Origin of the sequence: Rhizorhabdus histidinilytica (genome assembly GCF_900167915.1) — a bacterium.
Lineage (GTDB): Bacteria > Pseudomonadota > Alphaproteobacteria > Sphingomonadales > Sphingomonadaceae > Rhizorhabdus > Rhizorhabdus histidinilytica.
Genome location: NZ_FUYM01000005.1, coordinates 165834 through 187880, shown reverse-complemented (window position 1 = coordinate 187880; position 22047 = coordinate 165834). Strand labels below are relative to the sequence as shown.

Genomic DNA, 22047 nt, shown 5'->3' with positions numbered 1-22047 from the left:
CGGCACCGGCCCGCACCCCCACCCGACCTCCCATAGGGTAGAAGCACTGGGAGGTCGGGTGGGGTGCGGGCCGGTGCCGCTCGTTTCAGCGCAAGCTGAAACCGGACATCACGCCTCTTCCAGCTCCTCGGCGCTCGTCACCCGGTCGCGGCCGTCGAGCTTCGAGCGGTAGAGCGCGCGGTCGGCGCGGGTGAGGAGCGAGGCGAGCGAGATGTCGCCGGGCCGCAGGCCGGTGACGCCGAAACTGGCGGTCATGACGATGCGGTCGGGCCCGCTGACCGGCATCGCGGCGATGTCGCGGCGGATACGCTCGACCACCTCGACCGCGTCCTGCGGGCGAGTGTTGACGAGGAGCAGCGCGAATTCCTCGCCGCCGATCCGGCCGATCAGGTCGCCGCGCCGGACGAGCCGCTCGACCCGGCTGGCGAAATGGCGCAGCGCGCGATCGCCGACGCCATGGCCGTAGCGATCATTGATCGCCTTGAAGCCGTCGATGTCGGCGACCACCACCGATAGCGGCTGGCGCTGGCGATGGGCGTTGCGGATCGCGCGCTCGGCCGCATCCTCGAACCCGCGCCGGTTGTAGACGCCGGTCAGCACGTCCGACGTCGCCAGCGTGCGCATCGTCTCCGCCAGGTCCGCGGCGACCAGGAATACGGAGAACAGCCCGACGCCGATGAAGGCAGGGGGATAGAGCAGGACGAGGATGGTGCGGAACAGCGCGAACGCCTCGCCCTGGCCGGCGATGCCCTGACGCAGCGCGATGACCGCCATCGCACCGTCGAGCATCGCGAACAGCATCAGCATCAGCGTGACCGATCGTTCGGGCAGCGACGCGGAGCGGAAGCCGCGGCCGACATGCGCGGCGCTGATCGCCATCATCGCCCCGCCGAACAGCAGCCCGGTCGCGTCCCGGACGCCGTCGTGCGGGACGACGATCGCCGCCCCGGCGATCAGCAGCGCGGCGCCGGCTGCAGCGATCAGGAAGGGCCCAGGCCCCGTCTGCGGCCGGCTGCGCTGAACGAAGCCCGCCGCGATCAGTGCGTTGGACAGGCAGCTCAGCCCGGCGATCGCCGCATAGATCGCGGCATTGTCCTGGGCATGGGCGATCCGGAAGGCGAGGTTGGCGATCCATTCGACCGTCGCCACCGCGAAGGCCGCCGCCCACAACAGGGCATGGCGCGGCCGGCCGAAGCTGCGCCAGGCGATCAGCATCACCCCGGTCAGCATCGCGGCGCTGAAGGTCAGCGCGATGATGATGATGATCACCGCTGCGGCCATGGTCCCCCGAACGCGAAGGGCGGCGGAGGCCCCATTGGCGCCCGCCGACCGGTTGATCCCGTTGCGATAGGGCCGGGCCACTGCGATGCGGCGTGGTAAAAAGCAATAGTCAAAACGGTCGAGCGGTGCCTTTTTCGGGCGCTGGCTCCATTTTGGATACTATTGATGCGCTTTTTGCCGATGTTCACGGCACGAAAGCCGGTCCGGCTTATTGTCAGCCTTGTTCATTACTGAGTCGATTCGACCGGAACCGGGACCGGTGGCGAATCGATTCGCCACCGGCCCCTGCTTCGACTCACCAGCCGCAGCGCTGGCCCTTGTTCTGCTTGTCGAGCCAGGCGATCAGCGGCTTGAAATAGGCGATCATCGCCGAACCGTCGATCTCGCGGCTGCCGGTGAAGGCCTGGAGCGCGTCGGGCCAGGGCTTGGACGCGCCCATCTTCAGCATCGCGTCGAGCTTCGCGCCGACTTCCTTGTTGCCGTAGAAGGAGCAGCGGTGGAGCGGTCCCTTCCAGCCGGCCTGCTCGCATGCCGCCTTGTAGAACTGGAACTGGAGGATGCGGGCGAGGAAGTAGCGGGCATAGGGCGTGTTGCCCGGGATGTGGTATTTGGCGCCCGGATCGAAATCGCCCTCGTCGCGCGGCTCGGGCGGGACGATGCCCTGATATTGCAGGCGCAGGTCGGTCCACGCCTTGTTGTAGCTGGCCGGGCTGATCTGGCCGCTGAACACGCCCCAGCGCCATTTGTCCATCAGCAGGCCGAACGGCAGGAAGGCGACCTTGTCCATCGCCTGACGCAGCAGCAGGCCGATGTCCTTGTCGGCGCTCGGCACCTTCGCCGGGTCGAGCAGGCCGATCCGCACCAGATAGTCGGGGGTCACCGACAGCGCGATGAAGTCGCCGATCGCCTCGTGGAAGCCGTCATTGGCGCCGTTGAGGTAGAGATAGGGCTGCTTGTTATAGGCGCGCTGGTAGAAATTATGGCCCAGTTCGTGGTGGATCGTGACGAAGTCGTCCGAGTTCACCTTGGTGCACATCTTGATCCGCAGGTCGTCGACATTGTCGATATCCCAGGCGGAGGCGTGGCACACCACCTCGCGGTCGCGCGGCTTGGTGATCTGCGAGCGGGTCCAGAAGCTGTCGGGCAGTTTGGCGAAGCCCAGCGAGGTGTAGAAGCCCTCGCCCGCCTTGACCATCTTCACCGGGTCGTACTGCTTGGCGACGAGCAGGTCGCCGATGTCGAAGCCCAGGTCGCCCGCGCCCTTCGGCGCGACGATATCGTAGATGTTGCCCCATTCCTGCGCCCACATATTGCCGAGCAGGTCGGCGCGGATCGGGCCGGTCTTCGCCTGGACGGCGTCGCCATATTTCTCGTTGAGCTTGGCGCGGGTGTAGCAGTGGAGCGCGTCGTAGAGCGGCTTCACCTGCGTCCACAGCCGGTCCATCATCTTCGCGAAGTCGTCGGCGGGCATGTCGTAGCCCGCGCGCCACATCGCGCCGAGGTCCTTGTAGCCGAGGTCGACCGCGCCCTTGTTGGCGATCTCGACCAGCTTGGCATAGTCGCCGCGCATCGGCTTGCCGACATTGTCATGCCAGCTGACCCACATCTCCTTGAGCTCGGCGGGGTTGCGGTTGGTGCCCATCGCTGCCTCGATGTCGGAGCCGTTGATCTCCTGGCCGCGCAGCGTCCCCTTGCCCTTGCCATAGGCCGACTGGAGCCGGGTCGCGAGGTCGTTGAGCTCCTTGGCGGCGCCCGGCGTGGCGGGCGCGGGCAGGACGATGCTCTGCTTGAGGATGTCGAGCTTACGGCGGGTGTCGTAGCTCAGCCCCTTTAGCCCGTCGAAGCGCGCTGCGCCGCTGGCGTAGCGGACCTGCATCTCGGTGAACTCGGCGCCGACGCGGGCGTTCACCGCGTCCGTGTCGTCGGTGATGTAGGTCGCGTTGATCCACGCCACCTGCGCCCCGTAGATGCCGAGATCGGCAAGCTGCTTTTCGGCATCGGCGACGAAGGCATCGGCTTCGGCGACGGTGGGCGCCGCGGTGGACGTGTTGGCGGCCGCGGCGGCGGGCTGCTGTTCCTCGGCGAGAGCCGGGGCGGTGGCGAGCAGCGCGGCGAGCGCCAACGCGGACGTCGCCGCCTTGATCGGGAGTTTCATGGGGATGGTTCCTCGGTATCTTCTGTGCTGACAGCACTGTCATCACGCCACCGAGGGCCGTCAAGCCCGTGTATTAGCGCAGTGGGACGCCGGCCCCCCTGGTGGGAGGTCAGAACCAGTCGGCGATCGCGTCGCCGAGCTGGGGCAGGGTCACCGCGCTCATATGGTTGCCCGGCACCTCGACGAAGCCGGCATTGGGCAGCGCGGTCGCGAGCGCGCGGGCGGAGCCGTTGTCATTGTCCTCCGATCCGGTCAGCACCAGGATCGGCATGGCGAGGTCGGCGAGCGAGGCGCGGGCGATCGTCGGGAAATTGTCGAGCAGCAGGAGCAGCGCCCTGGCATCGCCGCCGGTCGTCTTGAGGAAACCCTCCGCCATCCATTCGGGCGAGAATTTGGGGTGGGTGCCGACGCCTTCGAGCACCTTGCGGAAGAAGGCGACCCGGCCGCCCAGGTCGAGCAGCCCTTCGAGGCCCATGCCGGCGAGCAGCGCCTTGCCCGGCTTCGCGCCGCGCACTAGCATCCGCGCGGTGGTCCGCCCGCCCAGCGAATAGCCGCCCAGGTCGTAGCCGCCCGGCGCCAGGCCGAGCTGCTCGATCAGCGCGAGATTGTCGTCGGCCAATATGTCGTGGCTGTAGCCCGCCGGGTCGTGCGGCTTGGCGCTGTCACCGTGCGCGCGCAGGTCCGGCATGATCACCCGCCGGCCCTTGGCGGCGAGCTTGGCGGCATGGCCGTAGCGCACCCAGTTGGTGAAGGCGTTGGAGAACAGGCCGTGGATCAGGATGACGGGTCGCCCGTCCTCGGGTCCCATGCCGTGCCAGGCCATGCGTGCGCCGTCGGCGCCGTCGAAATGGTGGAGGGCGGTCTCAGTCGGGAAGTTTGCCAACGGTCTTCATCCAGCGATCGACGAGCGGCTTGTGCTCGTCGGTCCGGTAGCGCGGCAGGTCGCGCGTGTCGATCCACGCTTCGTGCAGGCTTTCCGCGCCGAAATGATGCGCGGGGCGGAAGCGCGACGGGTCGTCGAAGCTGCCGACCGTCAGGTCGATATTGTCGCCGTCGGGATATTCGAAGCCGAGCGGCGTCCCGCAGGCCGAGCAGAAGGGCCGCCGCGCGATCGGCGAGCTGGCGTAATAATCCGGCTCGCGCGCCCAGCGCACCGCGCTCTTCTTCAGGTTGACGAAGGCGACCGACACGCCGCCGGTGGCGCGCTGGCACATCCGGCAATGGCAGAGATAGGCCTCGTCCGAACCGACCTCGGCCGCATAGCGGATGCGGCCGCACTGGCAGCCGCCGGTCATGGTCTCCACCATCGCTCTCTCCTCAATGTCGCCCCAGCGAAGGCTGGGGCCCATGTCTCTCTCCACGAACGGTGCCGCGAGGGATGACAGACATGGATTCCAGCCTTCGCTGGAATGACGTCAAGAGATTTGGACGTTCAAGCCTTCTTCAGATGGCGACGGCCGAGCAGCTCGGCGATCTGGACCGCGTTGAGCGCGGCACCCTTGCGGAGGTTGTCCGAGACGCACCAGAGCACGAGGCCGTTGTCGACGGTCGGGTCCTCGCGGACGCGGCTGACATAGGTCGCGAATTCGCCGACGCACTCGACCGGGGTGACGTATCCGCCGTCCTCGCGCTTGTCGACGAGCATCACGCCCGGCGCCTCGCGCAGGATCTTCTGCGCGTCCTCGGCCGACAGCTCCTTCTCGAACTCGATGTTGATCGCTTCCGAATGGCCGACGAAGACGGGGACGCGGACGCAGGTCGCGGTGACCTTCACCTTCGGGTCCATGATCTTCTTGGTCTCGACGACCATCTTCCATTCTTCCTTGGTGAAGCCGTCATCGAGGAACTTGTCGATGTGCGGGATCACGTTGAAGGCGATCTGCTTGGTGAACTTCTTCGGCTCGGCGGGGTCGCCGACGAAGATGTTGCGGCTCTGCTCGAACAGCTCGTCCATGCCCGCCTTGCCGGCGCCCGACACCGACTGGTAGGTCGAGACGACGACGCGCTTGATCGTCGCCGCATCGTGCAGCGGCTTGAGCGCGACGACCATCTGCGCGGTCGAGCAGTTCGGGTTGGCGATGATGTTGCGCGCCTTGTAGCCGTCGATCGCCTCGGGGTTCACCTCGGGCACGATCAACGGAACGTCGGGCTCCATCCGGTAGAGCGAGCTGTTGTCGATCACGGTGCAGCCTGCCGCGGCGGCGATCGGCGCGTAGATCTTGGTGGCGTCGGAGCCGATCGCGAACAGCGCGATGTCCCAGCCGGACCAGTCGAAATGCTCGATGTTCTGGACCTTGAGCATCTTGCCGGTCTCGCCGAACTCGATCTGGTCGCCCTGGCTGCGGGCCGAAGCCACCGCCGCCAGCTCGGCGATCGGGAATTCGCGCTCGGCCAGGATGTTCAGCATTTCGCGGCCCACATTGCCGGTGGCACCCGCGACGACGACACGATAACCCATTTCTTGCTTCCTGCTCTGTAACGGGGACGTTGCTACGTCCAGACAAGCAAACGGCCGGTCTCCCGAGGGAGCCGGCCGCCTGCGAGGTTTGCTATGGAAATCCTGGCTTCAGGCTTCCTGGGCCTCGGCGGCCGGTTTATTGTCGCGACGCTCTGCAATACGCGCGGATTTACCGCGACGGCCACGCAGATAGTAGAGTTTCGCACGACGGACGACGCCCTTGCGGACGACCTCGATCGACTCGACGTTCGGCGAATAGAGCGGGAAGACGCGCTCGACGCCCTCGCCGAACGAGATCTTGCGGACGGTGAACGACGAACCCATGCCCTTGTTGGCGCGGGCGATGCAGACGCCCTCATAGGCCTGGACGCGGGTGCGCTCGCCTTCGACGACCTTCACGCCGACGCGCAGCGTGTCGCCCGGACGGAAATCGGGAATCGACTTCGATTCCTTGAACTTGGCAATCTGCTCGGCTTCGAGCTGCTGGATGAGGTTCATGCTCATCGCTCCTTCTTCTGTCGCCGCGCGCCAGAGGGAGACTGGGCCCGAGCGCCCTCATGGCGCTCCCAAAGGTCCGGCCTCCTTAGCCTTGTATCGGTCTCGGCCATGGCGTTGCGCCAAGCCTCGATCCTCGCATGATCCCCAGATCGCAGCACTTCGGGGATCGTGCGCCCTTCCCACTCGGCAGGTCGGGTATAATGCGGATATTCGAGGAGGCCGCTTTCGAAGCTTTCCTCGTCCCCGCTGTCGGGCGCGCCCATTACGCCAGGAAGCAGCCTGATGCAAGCATCGAGCAGCACCAGCGCCCCCATCTCGCCGCCCGACAATATATAGTCGCCGATCGACACCGGCTCGATCGGCCGCGCCTCGAACAGCCGCTCGTCGATTCCCTCGAACCGGCCGCAGAGAATCGTCACGCCGGGCCCGGCGGCGAGCTGCCGCACGCGCGCCTGGGTGAGCGGCGCCCCGCGCGGCGTCATCGCCAGCAGCGGCGAATCGGGCCGCGCCTCCAGCGCATGGTCGACCGCACGGGCCAGAATGTCGGCGCGCATCACCATGCCGGCGCCGCCGCCGGCCGGGGTGTCGTCCACCGAGCGGTGCCGGTCGGTGGCGAAGTCGCGGATCTGGACGGGATCGCAGGTCCATTTCCCCTCGGCCAGCGCGCGGCCGGCGAGCGAGACGCCGAGCGGCCCGGGGAACATCTCCGGATAGAGGGTCAGGATGGTGGCGGCGAAGGTCATGGCGGTGCTGTCAGATCGTCCAGTTCTCGATACGCAGATTCGGCACATCGGCGAAATCGCCGGGGTTGTTCGTCACGAGCACGAGACCGAGCGCTAGGACATGGGCAGCGATGAAGCGATCGAGCTTGCCGCGCCGGAACGGAACGCCTGGAAACTGCCGGGCGGCTTCCAGCGTGAAGGGAGCCGGTTTGACGATGTCGAGCAACATGTCGAGCCGTGCCTGCGCGGCCGGATCGTCACGCAGGCCGAAGGCGGCTTCGGCGACGCACAGGGTGGAGGTGATGAGTTCGCCCGGTTCGCGATCCTCCACCCTGGCGCGCAATGTCTCCGACGTGCCGTCGATCAGGTAGATCAGGATATTCGTGTCGAGCAGGAAGGCTGGCTCAGTCACGCTTGAGCAGCTTTCCGTCCCGATCGAGTTCGCGTGGCTCCATGTCGAGCCGTTCGATCGGTTTCAGGCCGGGAATGGACCCGTAGATGCCGGACAGGTCGATCTTCTTCCGCACGGTTTTAACGGGCTCGACGATGTAGCGGCCGCGCTCCTCGCGAATCACCATCTCGGCGCCCGCCTCGACGCCCAGCGCCTTGGGCAGGCGCAGGGCGACCGAGTTGCCCGACTTGAAGGTGCGGGATTTGATGGGGGCACTCATATGCGTCTCCGTATATACGTCATGTATATACGTGCATCGAGCGACGGTTACAACGTCCGCCGTGCGATGATCTCGGTGCACATGGCGAGGAAGACGCCGGCGACCATCAGCATGGCCAGCAGCGTGCCCCAGGTGGCGATCATGCGATGATCGCCGGTCAGCAGCAGCGCACCGATCAGGACCGCCGGCGGCACCACCACCTGGATCGCGGCGGCGATGAGGCGGACGCGCGGCGGCAGGCCGCGCTTGCGGGTGCGGACCACGCCATAGGCGATGATGACGAGGTAGATCGATCCGATCAGCAGGAAGGCGGTGACGGCATTCATTCGACGAACTCCGGGTCGATCAGCAGGCGATCGGGCTCGATCGTCACCGCCTTGGCGACGGGCACCATGAAGCGCTTGCCGTCGGGCTTCTCGATCTCGAGCACGTCGCCCGCGCCGAAATCCTCGACCATCGCGGCGGTGCCGATCGGCGCGCCGTCGACCAGGCAGGGCAGGCCGATCAGGTCGACATGGTAATATTCGCCCTCAGCCAGCGGCGGCAGCGCCGAGCGCGGCACGCTCAGCTCGGTCCCGCGCAGCGCTTCTGCGGCGTTGCGGTCGCCGATCTCGGCGAAGCGCGCCACCGCGCCGTTCGGGCCGGGGCGGATCGCCTTCAGCGTGAAGCTGCGCCCGGCGCCGTCGAGCGTCTTGTAGGCGCCCAGATCCTCGGTGAAGAGCTTGAGGCGCACCTCGCCCTGCAACCCGTGCGCGCCGATGATCGCGGCGAGGACGATCGGACGGTCGCCGCTCATCCGACTTTCCCTCCAGGGGCGAGGTTGGGTGCAGGAAAGAGGGGCGGGGGTCCGCGACGATGTCGCTCGCACCCACCCCGCTTGCCTTCTCCCTTCAAAGGGAGGAGGTTCAACTTACGCCTCGGTCGATTCCTCGGCGGCGGCTTCCTCAACCGGAGCTTCGGCGGCGACCTCGGTCACTTCCTCGGCGGCCGGCTCTTCGGCCGGGGCGTTGGCGGCTTCCTCGGCGGCGGCGAGCTTGGCCGCGCGCTCCTCGGCGCGCTCCTTGGCCTTCTCGCCCGGCTCGGCCTTCTTCGGGTTGTTGCGGGCGGCGCGCTCCTGGACGCCGGCGGCGTCGAGGAAGCGGGCGACGCGATCGGTCGGCTGCGCGCCGACCGACAGCCAATGCTTGGCGCGATCGGTGTCGAGGACGACGCGCTTGGGATCGTCCTTGGCGAGCAGCGGGTTGTAGGCGCCGATCTTCTCGATGAAGGCGCCGTCACGCGGGCTGCGCGCGTCAGCGACGACGATGCGGTAATAGGGGCGCTTCTTGGCGCCGCCACGGGCGAGACGGATGGAAACGGCCATTATGAGTCCTTTCTAGATATTCGGATCAGTTCAAAAAAATCAGCGTTTCTTCAGGAAATTCTGGAAGCCGGGGGGCAGGCCCTGCGGATTGCCGGGCATGCCGGGAAGCCCAGGAAGCCCACCGCCCGCTGGCGGGGCGCCGCCACCGCCGAGCAGGCCGCCGAGGCCGCCGCCTCCGCCGCCGAGCAGGCCGGCAAGGCCCTTCAGCCCGCCCATCTTCTTCATCTTCTTCATCACCGTCGACATGTCCTGATGCATCTTCAGGAGCTTGTTGACGTCCTGCACCGTGGTGCCGGAACCCTTCGCCACGCGGATCTTGCGCTTGGCGTTGAGCAGTTCGGGCTTGGCGCGCTCCTTGGGCGTCATCGATCCGATGATCGCGTCCATCCGCACCAGCACCTTGTCGTCGGCGGCGCCGGAGGCCATCGCCTGCTTGACCTGCTTGATGCCGGGCAGCATCGCGGCCAGCCCCGACAACCCGCCCATCCGCGACATCTGGCGCAACTGGTTACGCAGGTCGTTGAGGTCGAACAGCCCCTTGGCCATCCGCGCGGCCAGCGCTTCGGCCTCCTCGACCTTGATCGTCTCGGCGGCCTTCTCGACCAGGCTGACGACGTCGCCCATGCCGAGGATGCGGCCGGCGACGCGGGCGGGCTGGAACAGCTCGATCCCATCGAGCTTCTCGCCGGTGCCGACGAATTTGATCGGCTTGCCGGTGACGGCGCGCATCGACAGCGCGGCGCCGCCGCGCGCGTCGCCGTCCATCCGGGTCAGCACCACGCCGGTCAGCGCGACCTGCTCGGAGAAGCTCTTGGCGACGTTGACCGCGTCCTGGCCGGTCAGCGCGTCGACGACGAGCAGGATCTCCTCCGGCTCGGCGACAGCGGCGACCGCCTTCATCTCCTCCATCAGCGCCTGGTCGACGTGCAGGCGGCCGGCGGTGTCGAGCATCAGCACGTCGAAGCCCTGGAGCTTCGCGGCCTGGAGCGCGCGGCGGGCGATGTCGACCGGCTGCTGGCCGGTGACGATCGGCAGCGTCGCGACCGACGCCTGGGTGCCGAGCACGGCGAGCTGTTCCTGCGCCGCCGGGCGATTGACGTCGAGCGACGCCATCATCACCTTCTTGCGGCCCTTCTCGCTCAGCCGCTTGGCGATCTTGGCGGTGGTCGTCGTCTTGCCGGAGCCCTGCAGACCGACCATCATCACGATCGCGGGCGGGGTGACATCCAGGTTGAGGTCCGACGCTTCGGAGCCGAGCATCTCGACCAGCGCGTCGTTGACGATCTTGACGACCTGCTGCCCCGGCGTGACCGAGCGGAGCACCTGCTGGCCGACGGCCTGTTCGGTGACCTTCTCGACGAACTGGCGGACGACGGGCAGGGCGACGTCGGCCTCGAGCAGCGCGACGCGGACTTCGCGCATCGCCTCGCGCACGTCCGATTCGTTCAGCGCGCCACGGCCACGCAGGCGGTCGAAGACCCCGCCCAGCCTTTCGCTCAGACTTTCGAACATGCGTTCACTCCTCTGCGCCGAAGCGCCGAAATTGCTGCCTTCCCGGGCCGAAACGCAAAGCGCGCCGGCGGGCGAAACCTCGCCGGCCAGCGGGCGTCCGTGGACGCTTGCCAATGCTTTCGTGTCGGAACGACGCGGCGGTCCCTAGCCGCAAAGCCCGCGAAAGGCAAGGTCGCCGGCGGGGCGGGGCCGATCGGGGCTTGTCGCGACGGCGCAATCCAATAAGTTGCGCGCCATGTTGCGTCGCGCTGTAACCGTCCTCTCCGCCCTGGCCCTTGGCCTGTCGAGCGTCGTTGCGGTCGCCGCGCCGGCAAGCCAGGTCACCGCCGCCCGCGGTGTCGTCGCCGCCGCCGAGCCGCGCGCCGCGGCGGCGGGGCAGGAGATATTGCGCGCGGGCGGCAGCGCCGCCGACGCGGCGATGGCGATCATGCTGGCGCTGACCGTCACCGAGCCGATGTCGTCGGGGATCGGCGGCGGCGGCTTCCTGATCCATCATGACGCGAAGACCGGCGCGGTCCTGACGATCGACGGGCGCGAGACCGCCCCCGCCTCGGCCGGGCCCGATCGCTTCCTCGACGCCGACGGCCGGCCGCTGCCCTATATGCGGGCGGTGCCGGGCGGCTATTCGGTCGGCGTGCCCGGCAACATCGCGCTGATGGCGGAGGCGCATGAGCGCTGGGGCCGGCTCCCCTGGGCGAAGCTTTTCGAGCCCGCGATCCGGCTGGCCGAGCAGGGCTATACGCTGCTGCCCGACAATGCGCCCGGCCCCTATGCGGTGCAGGGCACGCTGGCCTTCCGGCTGAAGCAGGCCGAGGCATTGTGGACAGACTTTCCCGAGGCGCGGGCGATCTACTGGAAGGACGGCCGCCCGCTGGCCAGCGGTGAGACGGTGCGCAACCCCGCGCTCGCCGCGACGCTGCGCACGATCGCCGCCAAGGGCCCCGACGCCTTCTACAAGGGCGAGATCGCGCAGGAGATCCGCGCCGCGATCGCCGGGTCGAAGCGCAACCCGACGGTGATGACCGCCGCCGACCTCGCCGGCTATCGCGCCAAGCCGCGCCCGGCGATCTGCGGCGCCTATCGCGGCTACCGGATCTGCGGGATGGGGCCGCCTTCCTCGGGCGCGATCACCGACCTGATGATCCTGGGCATGCTCGAACGCTTCGACCTCAAGGCGCTGGGCAAGGACTCGCCGGTCGCCTGGCACCTGATCGGGGAGGCGATGCGCCTCGCCTATGCCGATCGCGACGCCTGGCTGGGCGATACCGATTTCGTCGCGGCGCCGGTCGCCGGGCTGCTCGACCCCGCCTATCTGGCCGAGCGATCCAAGCTGATCGCGCCCGATGGGACGCTGGGCGAGTACCGGCCCGGCACCCCGCCGGGCGCGGGGCCGCTGGCGGCGACGCCGGCGCCGGCCGAGCAGGGCACTACCCATTTCGTCGCGGTCGACGCCTGGGGCAACATCGCCAGCATGACCTCGACGGTCGAGGGGCCGTTCGGCAGCTCGCTGGTCGCGGGCGGCTTCTTCCTCAACAACGAACTGACCGACTTCAACGAGCAGCCGCGCGAGAATGGCCGGCTGGTGCCCAACCATGTCCAGCCCGGCAAGCGGCCGCTGTCGTCGATGGCGCCGACGATCGTCTACGGTCCCGACGGGCGGCCGGTGATGGCTCTGGGATCGGCGGGCGGGCGGACGATCATCATGCACAGCCTGAAGGCGCTGGTCGGCACGATCGACTGGGGCCTGCCGGCGGCCGACGCGATCGCCCTCCCCAACCTCTTCTTCCGCGGCCCCGCGCTGATCGTCGAGCGCAACAGCCCGTTGGAGGCGATGATCCCCGCCCTGGCCCGGCTGGGCGAGACAGCGGTGGCAGGCGACATCCCGTCGAAGCTGACGATCCTGCAGCGCACCCCGGACGGCTGGACCGGCGCCGCCGATCCGCGCAGTCCGGGGGTGGCGTTGGGATGGTAGCGATGGGGTGCGCCGTGTGTGCGTTCCTCGAACCGTCATTTGTCCCGCCTATGGCGAGATGAGTTGACTTTATGGAGGCTGACAGCCACTCCGTTCATATATGAACGAGACCTCTTACCCTTCTGGCCGGTGCGCGCACCGAGCAATCCAGTCGTGGTATGTGGTCCAACTCAAGCCCAACGCAGAAGTCATTGCCAAGCGTAATCTTTTGCGCCAGCACGCACAGGTCTTCACTCCTTTTGAAGAGATCACGTCCCGCAGGGCGGGCAGGCTGGTACAGATCTACAGGGCGCTGTTTCCGGATTATCTCTTTGTCAGCTTCGATCCGGATGTCGTGCGGTGGCGTGCAGTCAACAGTACGCTCGGCGTCAATCGACTGATCGACTTTTCCCATGACAGGCCCGCTCAGGTGCCATCGGGGCTGATCTCCAGCCTGATGCGTCGATGCGATCCGAGCGGCAAGCTTCTGCCGCCTCGGTTCCTGCGAGGTGGCGACCTCGTCCGTGTCACTAGTGGGCCGCTAGCCGAGTTTATCGGGACAGTAGAGCAGCTTGCGCCGGATCAGCGGGTCTGGGTTCTGCTAGACATGCTTGGCAAAAACACGCGCGTTGCCGTCAAGCCTGCTGATTTACGTCTCGCGTGCTGATGGCGCGCGGCATGGCAAGTCAATCCCGCCGAAATTTCATCCGGATTTCGTCAGAAGGAATCTTTGCGAATCTGCAGGGATGGTCTAGTCGTTCAATCATGAACGAGAAGCATTTGCTTGCTCGCGCATTGCGTAAGGTAGGGGAAGGTGGAAATGACCTGCCGTGCGGTAGCTTTGGTTCCAGCTGGATGGATCGATCCCATGGCAAATAAAAAGGCCGCTCGCCAACGCGAAGACGTTCACTTTCGCGTACTCCGCCTTATCGAAAAGTCTCCGGAGGCCTCACAGCGCGAGATTGCCGAGGAGCTGAACGTTAGTCTAGGCGCAGTCAATTACTGCCTGAAGGCTCTGCTCGACAAAGGGCATGTCAAGCTTGCCAATTTTAAGGCTTCGAAGAATAAGCTGGGTTATGTATACATTCTGACGCCTGAAGGGATTAAACATCGGGCGGGCCTTGCTACTCGATTCATTGAACGAAAATTGGCAGAATATGATGCCATCAAGGCAGAGCTTGAGGAGCTGCAGGCTGATTTTGAAGCCGAATCCGTTTTCGTGCGCGAGTGATTTTCGCATTACAGATAGTTTTCGGCTCCTATGCGAAATTTGTCAGGACTCTAAACGGCCTTGAGCGAATTAACTTCCGCACATGAATGGAGCGCCGCGCCAGCGTCAGTGTCTTTTGCCCGCATCCGAAAGTGATTTCCGGCTTTGAAGGATAAAGCTATGAAGAATTTCGCATTGATAGGCGCTGCAGGGTACATCGCGCCTCGTCATATGGCTGCCATCAAGGCGACTGGCAATCGTCTGGTCGCGGCCTATGATCCGTTCGATTCCGTAGGGATCATCGATAGCCATTTTCCCGAAGCCTTTTTCTTCACCGAGTTCGAGCGGTTCGACCGGCACTTCGATAAGCTGCGCCGCGCGCAATCCGACGAGGCGATCGATTATGTGAGCATCTGTTCGCCGAACTATTTGCACGATAGCCATATCCGGTTCGCGCTGCGGTCAGGTGCTCACGTCATTTGTGAGAAGCCGCTGGTGGTGAATCCGTGGAACCTCGATGCTATTGCCCAGATCGAGCTAGAAACGGGACGCAAGGTCAATTCGATCCTACAGTTGCGCCTGCATCCTTCGATCATTTCGCTCCGAGAGAAGATACGTGGGGGGACGCTCGAGACCAAGCTCAATGTCGACCTCACCTATGTCACTTCCCGTGGTCGCTGGTATATGCAGAGCTGGAAGGGGGTCGAAAAGAAGTCCGGCGGGATTATGGCCAATATCGGCGTACACTTCTTCGATATGCTGCATTTTCTCTTCGGCGAATTGCAGGAAAGCTCAGTCCATCTACGCCACGATAACCGGGCGGCGGGATATCTGGAATATGAACATGCCCGGGTGCGATGGTTCCTCTCAGTCGAGATCGACGATTTGCCAGAAGCGATCCGGGCGACCGGTCAACGCACCTATCGCTCGATCCTAATCGACGGCGAGGAATTCGAGTTTTCCGGTGGCTTTACTGATCTGCACCAGCGGTCCTACGAGGAGGTGCTCGCTGGGCACGGCTTCGGCATCGACGACAATCGCCAAGCGATCAACACCGTTGCCGCGATGCGTCGCTGCGAGTTGACCGCTGCGGGCGAGGCGCATCCCTTCGTCGCCAAAGTGCAGGCATGAGCTACAGCGCCCATCCGAGTGCCATCGTCGACGACGGCGCTGAGATCGGTGAAGGCTCGCGCGTCTGGCACTTCGTCCATGTCTGCGGTGGCGCGCGGATCGGCAAGGGCGTGTCCCTTGGCCAGAATGTCTTTATCGGCAACCATGTCGTCATTGGCGACGGATGCAAGATTCAGAACAACGTGTCGGTCTATGACAACGTTACCTTGGAAGAAGGCGTGTTCTGCGGACCGTCGATGGTCTTCACCAATGTGTATAACCCGCGTGCCCTGATCGTGCGCAAGGATCAGTACCGGGACACGCGGGTCAAGCGCGGCGCGACCCTGGGGGCCAACTGTACCATCGTTTGTGGCACGACCGTGGGGGCATACGCATTCATCGGAGCGGGCGCGGTGATCAACCGCGACGTGCCGGACTTCGCGCTAATGGTCGGCGTGCCGGCCCGGCAGGTGGGCTGGATGAGCGCGTTCGGCGAACAGATGAACCTGCCGCTCACGGGTAACGCCAACTATATTTGTCCACATACCGGCGACCTCTATGTCTTGCGTAACGGTGCGGTATCCAGAAAGACCCATAGCAAATGATCCCTTTCGTTGACCTCGCCGCCCAGCAGGACCGTCTACGGACGGAGATCGAAGCCAGCATCGCGGGCGTGCTTGCACACGGCAAATACATCCTTGGGCCGGAAGTGGTGGAGCTCGAAGAAAAGCTCGCAGCCTACACCGGTGCAGATCACTGCATCACTTGTGCCAACGGCACCGATGCACTGCAGGTCGCGCTGATGGCGCTGGGGATAGGTTCCGGTGACGAGGTGATCATCCCGGCGTTCAGCTATATCGCCACTGCGGAGGCCGCCGTGGTGTTGGGTGCCAAGGTGGTCTATGTCGACATCGATCCCCGATCCTACAATCTCGATCCCACCACACTGGAAGCTGCGCTCACGCCGCGCACCAAGGCCATTTTGCCGGTTTCCCTCTACGGCCAAGCCGCCGACTACGACGCTATCAACGCCTTCGCTGAGCGCCACAGTCTCGCGGTGATCGAAGACGGGGCGCAAAGTTTCGGCGCGACCTACAAGGGGCGGAAATCGGGCAATCTGGCCACCATCAGCTGTACCAGTTTCTTCCCCTCCAAGCCGCTCGGCTGCTATGGCGACGGCGGCGCGATTTTTACCTCCGACCTGGAGCTTGCGAAAGCCATCCGTCAGATCGCGCGTCATGGCCAGGAGCGGCGCTACTATCATACGCGCGTCGGGATAAACTCACGGCTCGACACCCTGCAGGCCGCCATCCTTCTGCCGAAACTCGCGATCCTCGATGATGAGATCGCGGCACGGCAGAGCGTGGCCGACCGCTATCGAGACGGCTTATCACACCTTATCCTGCCGCAGGTCGCTCCCGAAACCATCAGCGCCTGGGCACAATACACCATCCGGGTCGAGAACCGCGACCAGGTACAGGCGTCCCTCCAGAAGGCTGGCGTGCCAACGGCAGTACACTACCCCCTGCCCCTCAATCGCCAGCCCGCAGTCGCCGATCCGTCCGCACAAGTGCCGCATTCCAACAAGGCCGCCGAGGAGGTGATGAGCCTGCCGATGCACCCCTATATGTCGCACGATACTCAGGATCGGATTATCGAGACCTTGCTACGGGTATTGCCCGCGTGATCCTCAGGCGGCACTTGCGCTGGGCGGGCGGGCGCGATTTTGACCACCACGCGACTGAGCCGCCGATACGCAACGCAGCTGTGCGCGCGACTGCGCCGGGACCGGCCAACCATCGATGATGCACCGGATCAGAAAACTCATGACGAGCGACGTCTCGGCCCTCGTCGCCGCCGGCATCGTTGCGCAAACCGTAAACGTCATCGCCTATCCGGTACTGACCCATTTCTACACGCCGGCGGATTTCGGGTTGTTCAGCACCGTGACCGCCATTTCCGGCTTTGCCGGGGCGGTCATGCTGCTCCGAATCGACACGCTCTATCAGATCGCGTCGCAGGACGAGGAAGACGGCCTTCTGACCGCCGCCATCATTGTCGCTCTAGCCGCGACAGCGCTGGTTTTCGTTGTCGGATTGCTGTTCGGACAGATGCTAATGCAGAAGGCCCAAATCGACTTCCATGGGGCGGACTGGCATTGGGGTTATGCGGCGATGATCGCACTGCTGGCACTGGTGAATGGAATATTCTTGTTGTCGCGCGAATTCGGGGCTAAGAACGGCCGCTATAGTCGCTTGGCGCTGGCGCAAATTGCTCGCACGGCGCTGACTGTAGGCTCGCAACTCGGACTCATCCTGGCCCTAAAAGATGCAGGCTCCATCGGGTTGATGGCCGGCTTCAGTCTGGGATTGATGGCGGCGACATTTATGATCTGGCCCATTCGCGCCGAACTCGTTCGCGCCTTGGTGGCTGCCCCGCAACAGGCGTTCGCAACGACGGGTCGTGTCTTGCACCGGTTCCGGTCCTATATCCAAGTGGACGTCGTGAATGTGCTGATCCGCATGTCGACGCTCGTGGCCTATCCGATCTTCGTGCTGATGAGTTTCGGCGTTGAGGAAACTGGACTCTACGCCGTGGCCAGCCGCGTTACCTTCATTCCTATCGATGTGCTCGCCGCCGCGATATCGACAGTATACTTTCAACGCCTAGCCCGCGCGGTTCGTGAGGACTCGGGCACGATGCGTCTCTACTTGACGACCTTATCGGGAGCCCTCGCCATCGCGCTCGCCATCGCCGGGCTTCTGGCACTGATGGCCGGCCCCCTGGTTGATCTGGTCTTCAGCGCAAGATGGACCCGTACAAGTGTCATCATCCTGTATCTATTGCCAACGTTTCTGCCACGGTTCGTGACCACCTGCATAGGCAGCACGCCTCTGGCGCTGAAACGGCCTGATCTTCTGTTTCATTGGAATATCGTACAACTTTTTATCATCGGTGGAGCGCTTCTACTCTCCCATAACCAATCACTCGAGGTTTTTTTGCTCTACTCCGGGCTTGCGCTGATCGCGGCGAGTGCGCTCTATGCGGTCTTTCTGTTCATGACCCTTGCTCGCCGTCCTACCATCGGGATCGCTTGAATGTCGCGATTGCTCCGCAAGTTCTGGTTTCGGGTTTACCTCGCCGCCTCATGGTTTGACGGCCGCCTTTTTCGTGCCATCAGAAAACGTGCCTTGGAAGGGGCGACCGGCAGGAAGTGCCGTGGCCTCTTCATCGATCCGACGGTCCGGATTACGGGCGTGGACAACCTGATGCTGGGTACTAACGTGTCTCTGCACTACTGGAGCTATTTCGGTGCCGAAGGGGGGTTGAGCATCGGTAACGACGTAGCAATCGGCCACTTCGCTAACATTCTGACGACCAGTCACAAATTCACCGATCCGATCCGCCCGATCAAGGAGCAGCCTCTGATCTTCCAGCCCGTCACCATCGGCGACAATGTGTGGATCGGATCCAACGTCACGATCTTGGCCGGCGTTGAAATCGGGCCGCGTACCGTGATCGCGGCGGGTGCGGTGGTGCGCCATTCGTTTCCGGAGGGACGCGTGGTCATCGGTGGCGTGCCGGCGCGGATTTTGAAAGCTCTCTGATCGGGAGGGGTTTCTAGAAAAAATTTTATACATCAAGGATATACTGCATGACTGACACTGCCGACACGATTCAGCCGTTGGCCGGCCGCAAGGTGCTGGTGACAGGTGCCGCCGGGTTTATCGGTTCGCATATCTGCGAAGCGCTGCTCGAACACGGAGCAAGGGTTGTCGCGCTCGATGACATGTCGGCTGGTCGAATGGTAAATGTGCGGATCTTCGAAAAGAACCCGAACTACACCTTCATTAAGGGCAACGTCTGCGACACCGGTGAGAGGATGCACGAGATCTTCGACGGGTTAGACACTGTGTTCCACAATGCGGCCTCGAAGAAGAACATCTGCTTGCACGACCCCCAAAAAGACCTGGAGGTAAATGCGGGCGGTGCGCTGAACCTACTCATGTTGGCCAAGGAACATGGGGTACGAAAGTTCGTCCATGCCTCGACCGGATCGGTCTATGGCGAGCCGTCGATCTTTCCCACCGATGAGACCCACCCGTTGCGGCCGGTGTCCTATTACGGGGTCTCCAAACTAGCCGGTGAGCGCTATGTCGATACTTTCCACCAACTCTATGACATGGACACGACGATCCTGCGCTACTTTCATGTTTACGGGCCGCGACAGGAATCTAATGAGTTCGGTGGCGTCGTCTCGATTTTCATGCGCAACATCGTCGAGGGGAAAAGCCTGGTCGTCTTCGGCCATGGTGAGCAGGTTCGGTCGTTCACCTATGTTAAGGATCTGGTCGAGGTGAATCTGCGTAGCGCTACCACGCCGGCGGCTAGGGGCCAAGTCTACAACGCGGCTTCGGGCATCCGGGTTACCATCAATGACCTTGCCACCAACATGCTGAAATTCACCAGTCGCAACGACATCAAGGTTGAGCACGGACCACCGCTGGTGGGCGATATCATGAATTTCGATATCGATAATATCAAGGTGCGCACTGACTTGGACATCGAGTTCAATTTAGACTTCTGGGGAACCCTCCAGTCCTCGCTTTCGGACATCGACGGATTCCTTGAATTGAACTGACGTGCGCAGGCTGCTGTACATCGATTCGTCCTACACGCTCGCTGAGATCCGAGAGCGGGCGCTCACCCACGTGCTGAACATCCGGCACCTCAATGGCTATTGGGATAGGGTTATCTCAGCCCATCCCCTCGATATGCGCGACGCTTCAGCCAGTGCCGAGTCGCGGTTCGGGCGGGCCAGGGTCGAGACGATCGACGAAGGTCATCGCTTCGTGAGAGGGCGGTTTGGCAGGTTCGCCGCCCTCTCGCGGATGCCCTTTCCGAATGCGCTTCTGGCGATCGGAGACTTCGCCTTCACCTTGGTCAGGTTGGCGCGCAGGGAAAAAATCGATGCCGTACGCGCCGGCGATCCGCTTCTCTGCGGGCTCATCGGCTTGATAGTTTCGCGGCTGGTACGGGTCGGGTTTGTGGTGCGTATCCCGGCCAATAACGACCTGATCCGTGCTTCGACGGGCAAGCCGACTCAGGCTAGATTCACCCGATCGATTGCGGTGGAGAAATGGATCGAAAAGTTCGTCATTTCGCGCGCCGACGCGATCATCGCCCCCAGCAACAATTACGCCGCGTTTGCGATCTCGAAAGGGGCCGGCCGCGAGAATATCCATATCGTGCGCTATGGTGGGATGGTCGATCCGAAACATCAGTCCCCGCCGCTGGAGCGGCCGGCCATAGGCGATGCCGCGCTCGTTGGGAGATTGGGGGAACGCCCTTGGATGGCCCATGTCGGTCGCCTCTCGGCGATCAAGCACGTCGAGGATTGCTTCGACGTCCTCGATATTCTTGCCGCACAAGACGTCGACGCGGGCCTGCTGCTGATTGGCGACGGTCCACTTCGAGAAACGCTTGAGGCGCGGGTAACGGCCGCAGGGCTCGATGATCGGGTGATATTCCTCGGCAACATGTCTCAGGACGAGTTGTTGGCGTTGCTTCCCCACATTGCCGTAGTGCTTTCGCCCCTGACCGGTCGAGCGCTGGCCGAGGCCGCATTTGCCGCCCGGCCCATCGTCGCCTACAATCTCGATTGGCAAGGGGACCTGATCCGGACTAACGAGACCGGTATTCTCGTGCCTGCGCGCGACACCGCTGCCATGGCCTCGGGGGCGAAGCGATTACTTAGCGATCCGGGTTTCGCAATGGCAATGGGTAAGGCGGTGCGGGAAAGGGCGATGGACTTGCTGTCGCCCGTGGTGGCCTACGCTAACGAGTTGGCGGCATATCAATCCCTGGGTCGGGCCGGATGACGATCGCTATCCTTCCGAAGCGCCGGTCGAAGGATCGAGCGATGAGCATCTTGATAAACGCGAGTAGCTTCGGCGCGCGTCCAAGCGGCGCAAGAAGCCGCTTTGAAAACCTTCACCCCCTCCTTTTTTCGGCGCACAAGGGAAGCATGTTCACGTTAATCGTGAGCAAGGACTACGACTTGCCACCCGATGTCCAGGCTTTGGACAATGTTCGGGCGATCCGGCTACCGTTTAAGAGCACGGACAAACTCCTCAGGCGATTGTTCTTTGCTGCGCTTCCGCTGGCTGCTCTGGCGATCCCGAAATTCGATATGATCGATGACCTGTCTCAGCCGCCGACATTGTTGCGCAGTACGAGACGGTTGCTCACGGTCCATGATATCCGGCGGCTGGACATCTCATCCAGCAGGATATCCTATTACGCCTACAAGCTATCGCTGTGGTTCTGCCGTGCGCTCGGGTATCGCGTGATAACTGTCTCCGAGGCGATGGCCGGGCAATTGTCGCGCCATTACCCCGCCAGTCGGATCGAAGTGATCCAGAACAGCGTTCCTGCCGCCTTTCTCGAGCATTTTTCATCGGTCGAAAGCATAGCCTCCGACGTTTGTGCCGCGCCATATATCTTGGCCGTCGGCCATTTTGAGACCAGAAAGAATTACGCCCGTCTGGTCCAAGCCTTTGCGGTCCTAGCCAACGATAGACCCGACCTCCAGCTGATTATTGTTGGCAAGGACAATGGCGCCGAGGCTTCCATCCATAAACTCGTCGTACAGCTTGGTCTGGGTGCGCGTGTTCATTTGCACAGCAACATTTCCGATGCCCATCTCTTCGACCTTTACCGCTCCGCTACCGCATTGACGTTTCCATCTTTATATGAAGGGTTCGGTATTCCACTGCTGGAAGCGATGGCCATGTCTTGCCCGTTGATTATCAGCGATATCGACGTCTTTCGCGAAATTGCCGGCGAAGCCGCGCTCTATTTCGATCCTCAGGATGTCGAAGCGATGTGTTCGGCGATGGACAGTCTGCTTGCATCTGAAGAGCTGCGCTCAGAACTGACCGAAAAGGGGCGCAAGCGCTTGGGAAAATTCCGCCCCGGCGAGCTTGCCGCAAAACTGGGCGCGCTCTACAGCGAGCAACGCTTGATAGGATGAGCCGCAGATTCGAGCTTCTGTGTCACGCGGCTGTCGGGATCTGGCGACCTGCCGCTCGTCCTGGCAAATGTCCGCGCTTT

At 63.7% G+C, this 22047-nt stretch carries 24 protein-coding genes; 11 read left to right on the top strand and 13 right to left on the bottom strand.

Annotated features, from left to right (window positions below; all coding sequences use genetic code 11):
• Nucleotides 1-108: 108 nt before the first annotated feature.
• The 13 genes from B5X82_RS12800 to ffh form a co-directional block, all read right to left on the bottom strand.
• On the bottom strand, nucleotides 109-1281 hold the full coding sequence (locus tag B5X82_RS12800; protein WP_079648763.1) for a GGDEF domain-containing protein: 1173 nt from the start codon (nucleotides 1279-1281) through the stop codon (nucleotides 109-111).
• Between the two features lie 295 nt (nucleotides 1282-1576).
• The gene (locus B5X82_RS12795) at nucleotides 1577-3436 is read right to left on the bottom strand and encodes a M2 family metallopeptidase (protein WP_079648552.1); all 1860 of its coding nucleotides are present in this window, start codon (nucleotides 3434-3436) and stop codon (nucleotides 1577-1579) included.
• A gap of 109 nt (nucleotides 3437-3545) precedes the next feature.
• Nucleotides 3546-4319, bottom strand: a complete 774-nt coding sequence (locus B5X82_RS12790; RefSeq protein WP_079648551.1) for an alpha/beta fold hydrolase — start codon at nucleotides 4317-4319, stop codon at nucleotides 3546-3548.
• Nucleotides 4300-4743: a GFA family protein gene (locus B5X82_RS12785; RefSeq protein ID WP_079648550.1), complete on the bottom strand. Its 444-nt coding sequence runs from the start codon at nucleotides 4741-4743 to the stop codon at nucleotides 4300-4302. Before B5X82_RS12785 ends, B5X82_RS12790 begins: the two co-directional genes overlap by 20 nt.
• 125 nt (nucleotides 4744-4868) lie before the next feature.
• Nucleotides 4869-5894, bottom strand: coding sequence for an aspartate-semialdehyde dehydrogenase (locus B5X82_RS12780; RefSeq protein ID WP_079648549.1), 1026 nt, complete (start codon nucleotides 5892-5894; stop codon nucleotides 4869-4871).
• A 108-nt stretch (nucleotides 5895-6002) separates the two neighbouring features.
• Nucleotides 6003-6392, bottom strand: coding sequence for a 50S ribosomal protein L19 (gene rplS, locus B5X82_RS12775; protein WP_012048871.1), 390 nt, complete (start codon nucleotides 6390-6392; stop codon nucleotides 6003-6005).
• Nucleotides 6393-6394: 2 nt separating this feature from the next.
• Nucleotides 6395-7135, bottom strand: a complete 741-nt coding sequence (gene trmD / locus B5X82_RS12770) for a tRNA (guanosine(37)-N1)-methyltransferase TrmD (RefSeq protein ID WP_079648548.1) — start codon at nucleotides 7133-7135, stop codon at nucleotides 6395-6397.
• 10 nt (nucleotides 7136-7145) lie between these two features.
• Complete coding sequence (locus B5X82_RS12765; protein WP_079648547.1) at nucleotides 7146-7526, bottom strand: type II toxin-antitoxin system VapC family toxin; 381 nt, start codon at nucleotides 7524-7526, stop codon at nucleotides 7146-7148.
• Nucleotides 7519-7785: an AbrB/MazE/SpoVT family DNA-binding domain-containing protein gene (locus B5X82_RS12760; RefSeq protein ID WP_079648546.1), complete on the bottom strand. Its 267-nt coding sequence runs from the start codon at nucleotides 7783-7785 to the stop codon at nucleotides 7519-7521. The genes B5X82_RS12765 and B5X82_RS12760 overlap by 8 nt, the downstream gene beginning before the upstream one ends.
• 47 nt (nucleotides 7786-7832) lie before the next feature.
• The gene (locus B5X82_RS12755) at nucleotides 7833-8111 is read right to left on the bottom strand and encodes a hypothetical protein (RefSeq protein ID WP_079648545.1); all 279 of its coding nucleotides are present in this window, start codon (nucleotides 8109-8111) and stop codon (nucleotides 7833-7835) included.
• Nucleotides 8108-8581 (bottom strand): ribosome maturation factor RimM, encoded by a 474-nt coding sequence (rimM, locus tag B5X82_RS12750; RefSeq protein ID WP_079648544.1) that lies wholly within the window; start codon nucleotides 8579-8581, stop codon nucleotides 8108-8110. Before rimM ends, B5X82_RS12755 begins: the two co-directional genes overlap by 4 nt.
• Before the next feature lie 114 nt (nucleotides 8582-8695).
• Nucleotides 8696-9148 carry a 30S ribosomal protein S16 gene (gene rpsP, locus B5X82_RS12745; protein ID WP_079648543.1) on the bottom strand — a complete coding sequence of 151 codons (453 nt, stop codon included), beginning with the start codon at nucleotides 9146-9148 and terminating at the stop codon, nucleotides 8696-8698.
• A 39-nt stretch (nucleotides 9149-9187) separates the two neighbouring features.
• The gene (ffh, locus tag B5X82_RS12740; RefSeq protein ID WP_079648542.1) at nucleotides 9188-10660 is read right to left on the bottom strand and encodes a signal recognition particle protein; all 1473 of its coding nucleotides are present in this window, start codon (nucleotides 10658-10660) and stop codon (nucleotides 9188-9190) included.
• A gap of 235 nt (nucleotides 10661-10895) precedes the next feature.
• On the opposite strand from ffh, the gene ggt reads away from it, so the two are divergent.
• From ggt to B5X82_RS12685, 11 genes are all read left to right on the top strand, one after another.
• Nucleotides 10896-12632, top strand: coding sequence for a gamma-glutamyltransferase (gene ggt, locus B5X82_RS12735; protein WP_079648541.1), 1737 nt, complete (start codon nucleotides 10896-10898; stop codon nucleotides 12630-12632).
• Between the two features lie 160 nt (nucleotides 12633-12792).
• On the top strand, nucleotides 12793-13278 hold the full coding sequence (nusG, locus tag B5X82_RS12730; protein ID WP_217699580.1) for a transcription termination/antitermination protein NusG: 486 nt from the start codon (nucleotides 12793-12795) through the stop codon (nucleotides 13276-13278).
• A gap of 153 nt (nucleotides 13279-13431) precedes the next feature.
• Nucleotides 13432-13842 carry a MarR family EPS-associated transcriptional regulator gene (locus B5X82_RS12725; RefSeq protein WP_235862685.1) on the top strand — a complete coding sequence of 137 codons (411 nt, stop codon included), beginning with the start codon at nucleotides 13432-13434 and terminating at the stop codon, nucleotides 13840-13842.
• Between the two features lie 159 nt (nucleotides 13843-14001).
• Nucleotides 14002-14952, top strand: a complete 951-nt coding sequence (locus B5X82_RS12720) for a Gfo/Idh/MocA family oxidoreductase (protein WP_079648538.1) — start codon at nucleotides 14002-14004, stop codon at nucleotides 14950-14952.
• Entirely contained in the window at nucleotides 14949-15536 is a 588-nt protein-coding gene (locus B5X82_RS12715) for an acyltransferase (RefSeq protein ID WP_079648537.1), read from the top strand. Before B5X82_RS12720 ends, B5X82_RS12715 begins: the two co-directional genes overlap by 4 nt.
• Entirely contained in the window at nucleotides 15533-16618 is a 1086-nt protein-coding gene (locus tag B5X82_RS12710; protein ID WP_079648536.1) for a DegT/DnrJ/EryC1/StrS family aminotransferase, read from the top strand. Before B5X82_RS12715 ends, B5X82_RS12710 begins: the two co-directional genes overlap by 4 nt.
• A 139-nt stretch (nucleotides 16619-16757) precedes the next feature.
• Nucleotides 16758-18029, top strand: a complete 1272-nt coding sequence (locus tag B5X82_RS12705) for an oligosaccharide flippase family protein (protein ID WP_176152553.1) — start codon at nucleotides 16758-16760, stop codon at nucleotides 18027-18029.
• Nucleotides 18030-18539: an acyltransferase gene (locus B5X82_RS12700; RefSeq protein ID WP_079648534.1), complete on the top strand. Its 510-nt coding sequence runs from the start codon at nucleotides 18030-18032 to the stop codon at nucleotides 18537-18539. It begins immediately after the preceding gene.
• Nucleotides 18540-18586: 47 nt separating this feature from the next.
• Nucleotides 18587-19573 (top strand): SDR family NAD(P)-dependent oxidoreductase, encoded by a 987-nt coding sequence (locus tag B5X82_RS12695; RefSeq protein ID WP_079648533.1) that lies wholly within the window; start codon nucleotides 18587-18589, stop codon nucleotides 19571-19573.
• Nucleotide 19574: 1 nt separating this feature from the next.
• The gene (locus B5X82_RS12690; protein WP_079648532.1) at nucleotides 19575-20813 is read left to right on the top strand and encodes a glycosyltransferase family 4 protein; all 1239 of its coding nucleotides are present in this window, start codon (nucleotides 19575-19577) and stop codon (nucleotides 20811-20813) included.
• Nucleotides 20814-20854: 41 nt separating this feature from the next.
• The gene (locus B5X82_RS12685; protein ID WP_176152552.1) at nucleotides 20855-21967 is read left to right on the top strand and encodes a glycosyltransferase family 4 protein; all 1113 of its coding nucleotides are present in this window, start codon (nucleotides 20855-20857) and stop codon (nucleotides 21965-21967) included.
• Nucleotides 21968-22047 lie beyond the last annotated feature (80 nt).

Bases quoted from the DNA above. Each gene is read 5' to 3' on its own strand.
- B5X82_RS12800 (WP_079648763.1), bottom strand. From the start codon at position 1,281: ATGGCCGCAGCGGTGATCATCATCATCATCGCGCTGACCTTCAGCGCC.
- B5X82_RS12795 (WP_079648552.1), bottom strand. From the start codon at position 3,436: ATGAAACTCCCGATCAAGGCGGCGACGTCCGCGTTGGCGCTCGCCGCG.
- B5X82_RS12785 (WP_079648550.1), bottom strand. From the start codon at position 4,743: ATGGTGGAGACCATGACCGGCGGCTGCCAGTGCGGCCGCATCCGCTAT.
- B5X82_RS12780 (WP_079648549.1), bottom strand. From the start codon at position 5,894: ATGGGTTATCGTGTCGTCGTCGCGGGTGCCACCGGCAATGTGGGCCGC.
- rplS (WP_012048871.1), bottom strand. From the start codon at position 6,392: ATGAACCTCATCCAGCAGCTCGAAGCCGAGCAGATTGCCAAGTTCAAG.
- trmD (WP_079648548.1), bottom strand. From the start codon at position 7,135: ATGACCTTCGCCGCCACCATCCTGACCCTCTATCCGGAGATGTTCCCC.
- B5X82_RS12760 (WP_079648546.1), bottom strand. From the start codon at position 7,785: ATGAGTGCCCCCATCAAATCCCGCACCTTCAAGTCGGGCAACTCGGTC.
- B5X82_RS12755 (WP_079648545.1), bottom strand. From the start codon at position 8,111: ATGAATGCCGTCACCGCCTTCCTGCTGATCGGATCGATCTACCTCGTC.
- rimM (WP_079648544.1), bottom strand. From the start codon at position 8,581: ATGAGCGGCGACCGTCCGATCGTCCTCGCCGCGATCATCGGCGCGCAC.
- rpsP (WP_079648543.1), bottom strand. From the start codon at position 9,148: ATGGCCGTTTCCATCCGTCTCGCCCGTGGCGGCGCCAAGAAGCGCCCC.
- ffh (WP_079648542.1), bottom strand. From the start codon at position 10,660: ATGTTCGAAAGTCTGAGCGAAAGGCTGGGCGGGGTCTTCGACCGCCTG.
- ggt (WP_079648541.1), top strand. From the start codon at position 10,896: ATGTTGCGTCGCGCTGTAACCGTCCTCTCCGCCCTGGCCCTTGGCCTG.
- B5X82_RS12725 (WP_235862685.1), top strand. From the start codon at position 13,432: ATGACCTGCCGTGCGGTAGCTTTGGTTCCAGCTGGATGGATCGATCCC.
- B5X82_RS12720 (WP_079648538.1), top strand. From the start codon at position 14,002: ATGAAGAATTTCGCATTGATAGGCGCTGCAGGGTACATCGCGCCTCGT.
- B5X82_RS12715 (WP_079648537.1), top strand. From the start codon at position 14,949: ATGAGCTACAGCGCCCATCCGAGTGCCATCGTCGACGACGGCGCTGAG.
- B5X82_RS12710 (WP_079648536.1), top strand. From the start codon at position 15,533: ATGATCCCTTTCGTTGACCTCGCCGCCCAGCAGGACCGTCTACGGACG.
- B5X82_RS12705 (WP_176152553.1), top strand. From the start codon at position 16,758: ATGACGAGCGACGTCTCGGCCCTCGTCGCCGCCGGCATCGTTGCGCAA.
- B5X82_RS12700 (WP_079648534.1), top strand. From the start codon at position 18,030: ATGTCGCGATTGCTCCGCAAGTTCTGGTTTCGGGTTTACCTCGCCGCC.
- B5X82_RS12695 (WP_079648533.1), top strand. From the start codon at position 18,587: ATGACTGACACTGCCGACACGATTCAGCCGTTGGCCGGCCGCAAGGTG.
- B5X82_RS12685 (WP_176152552.1), top strand. From the start codon at position 20,855: ATGAGCATCTTGATAAACGCGAGTAGCTTCGGCGCGCGTCCAAGCGGC.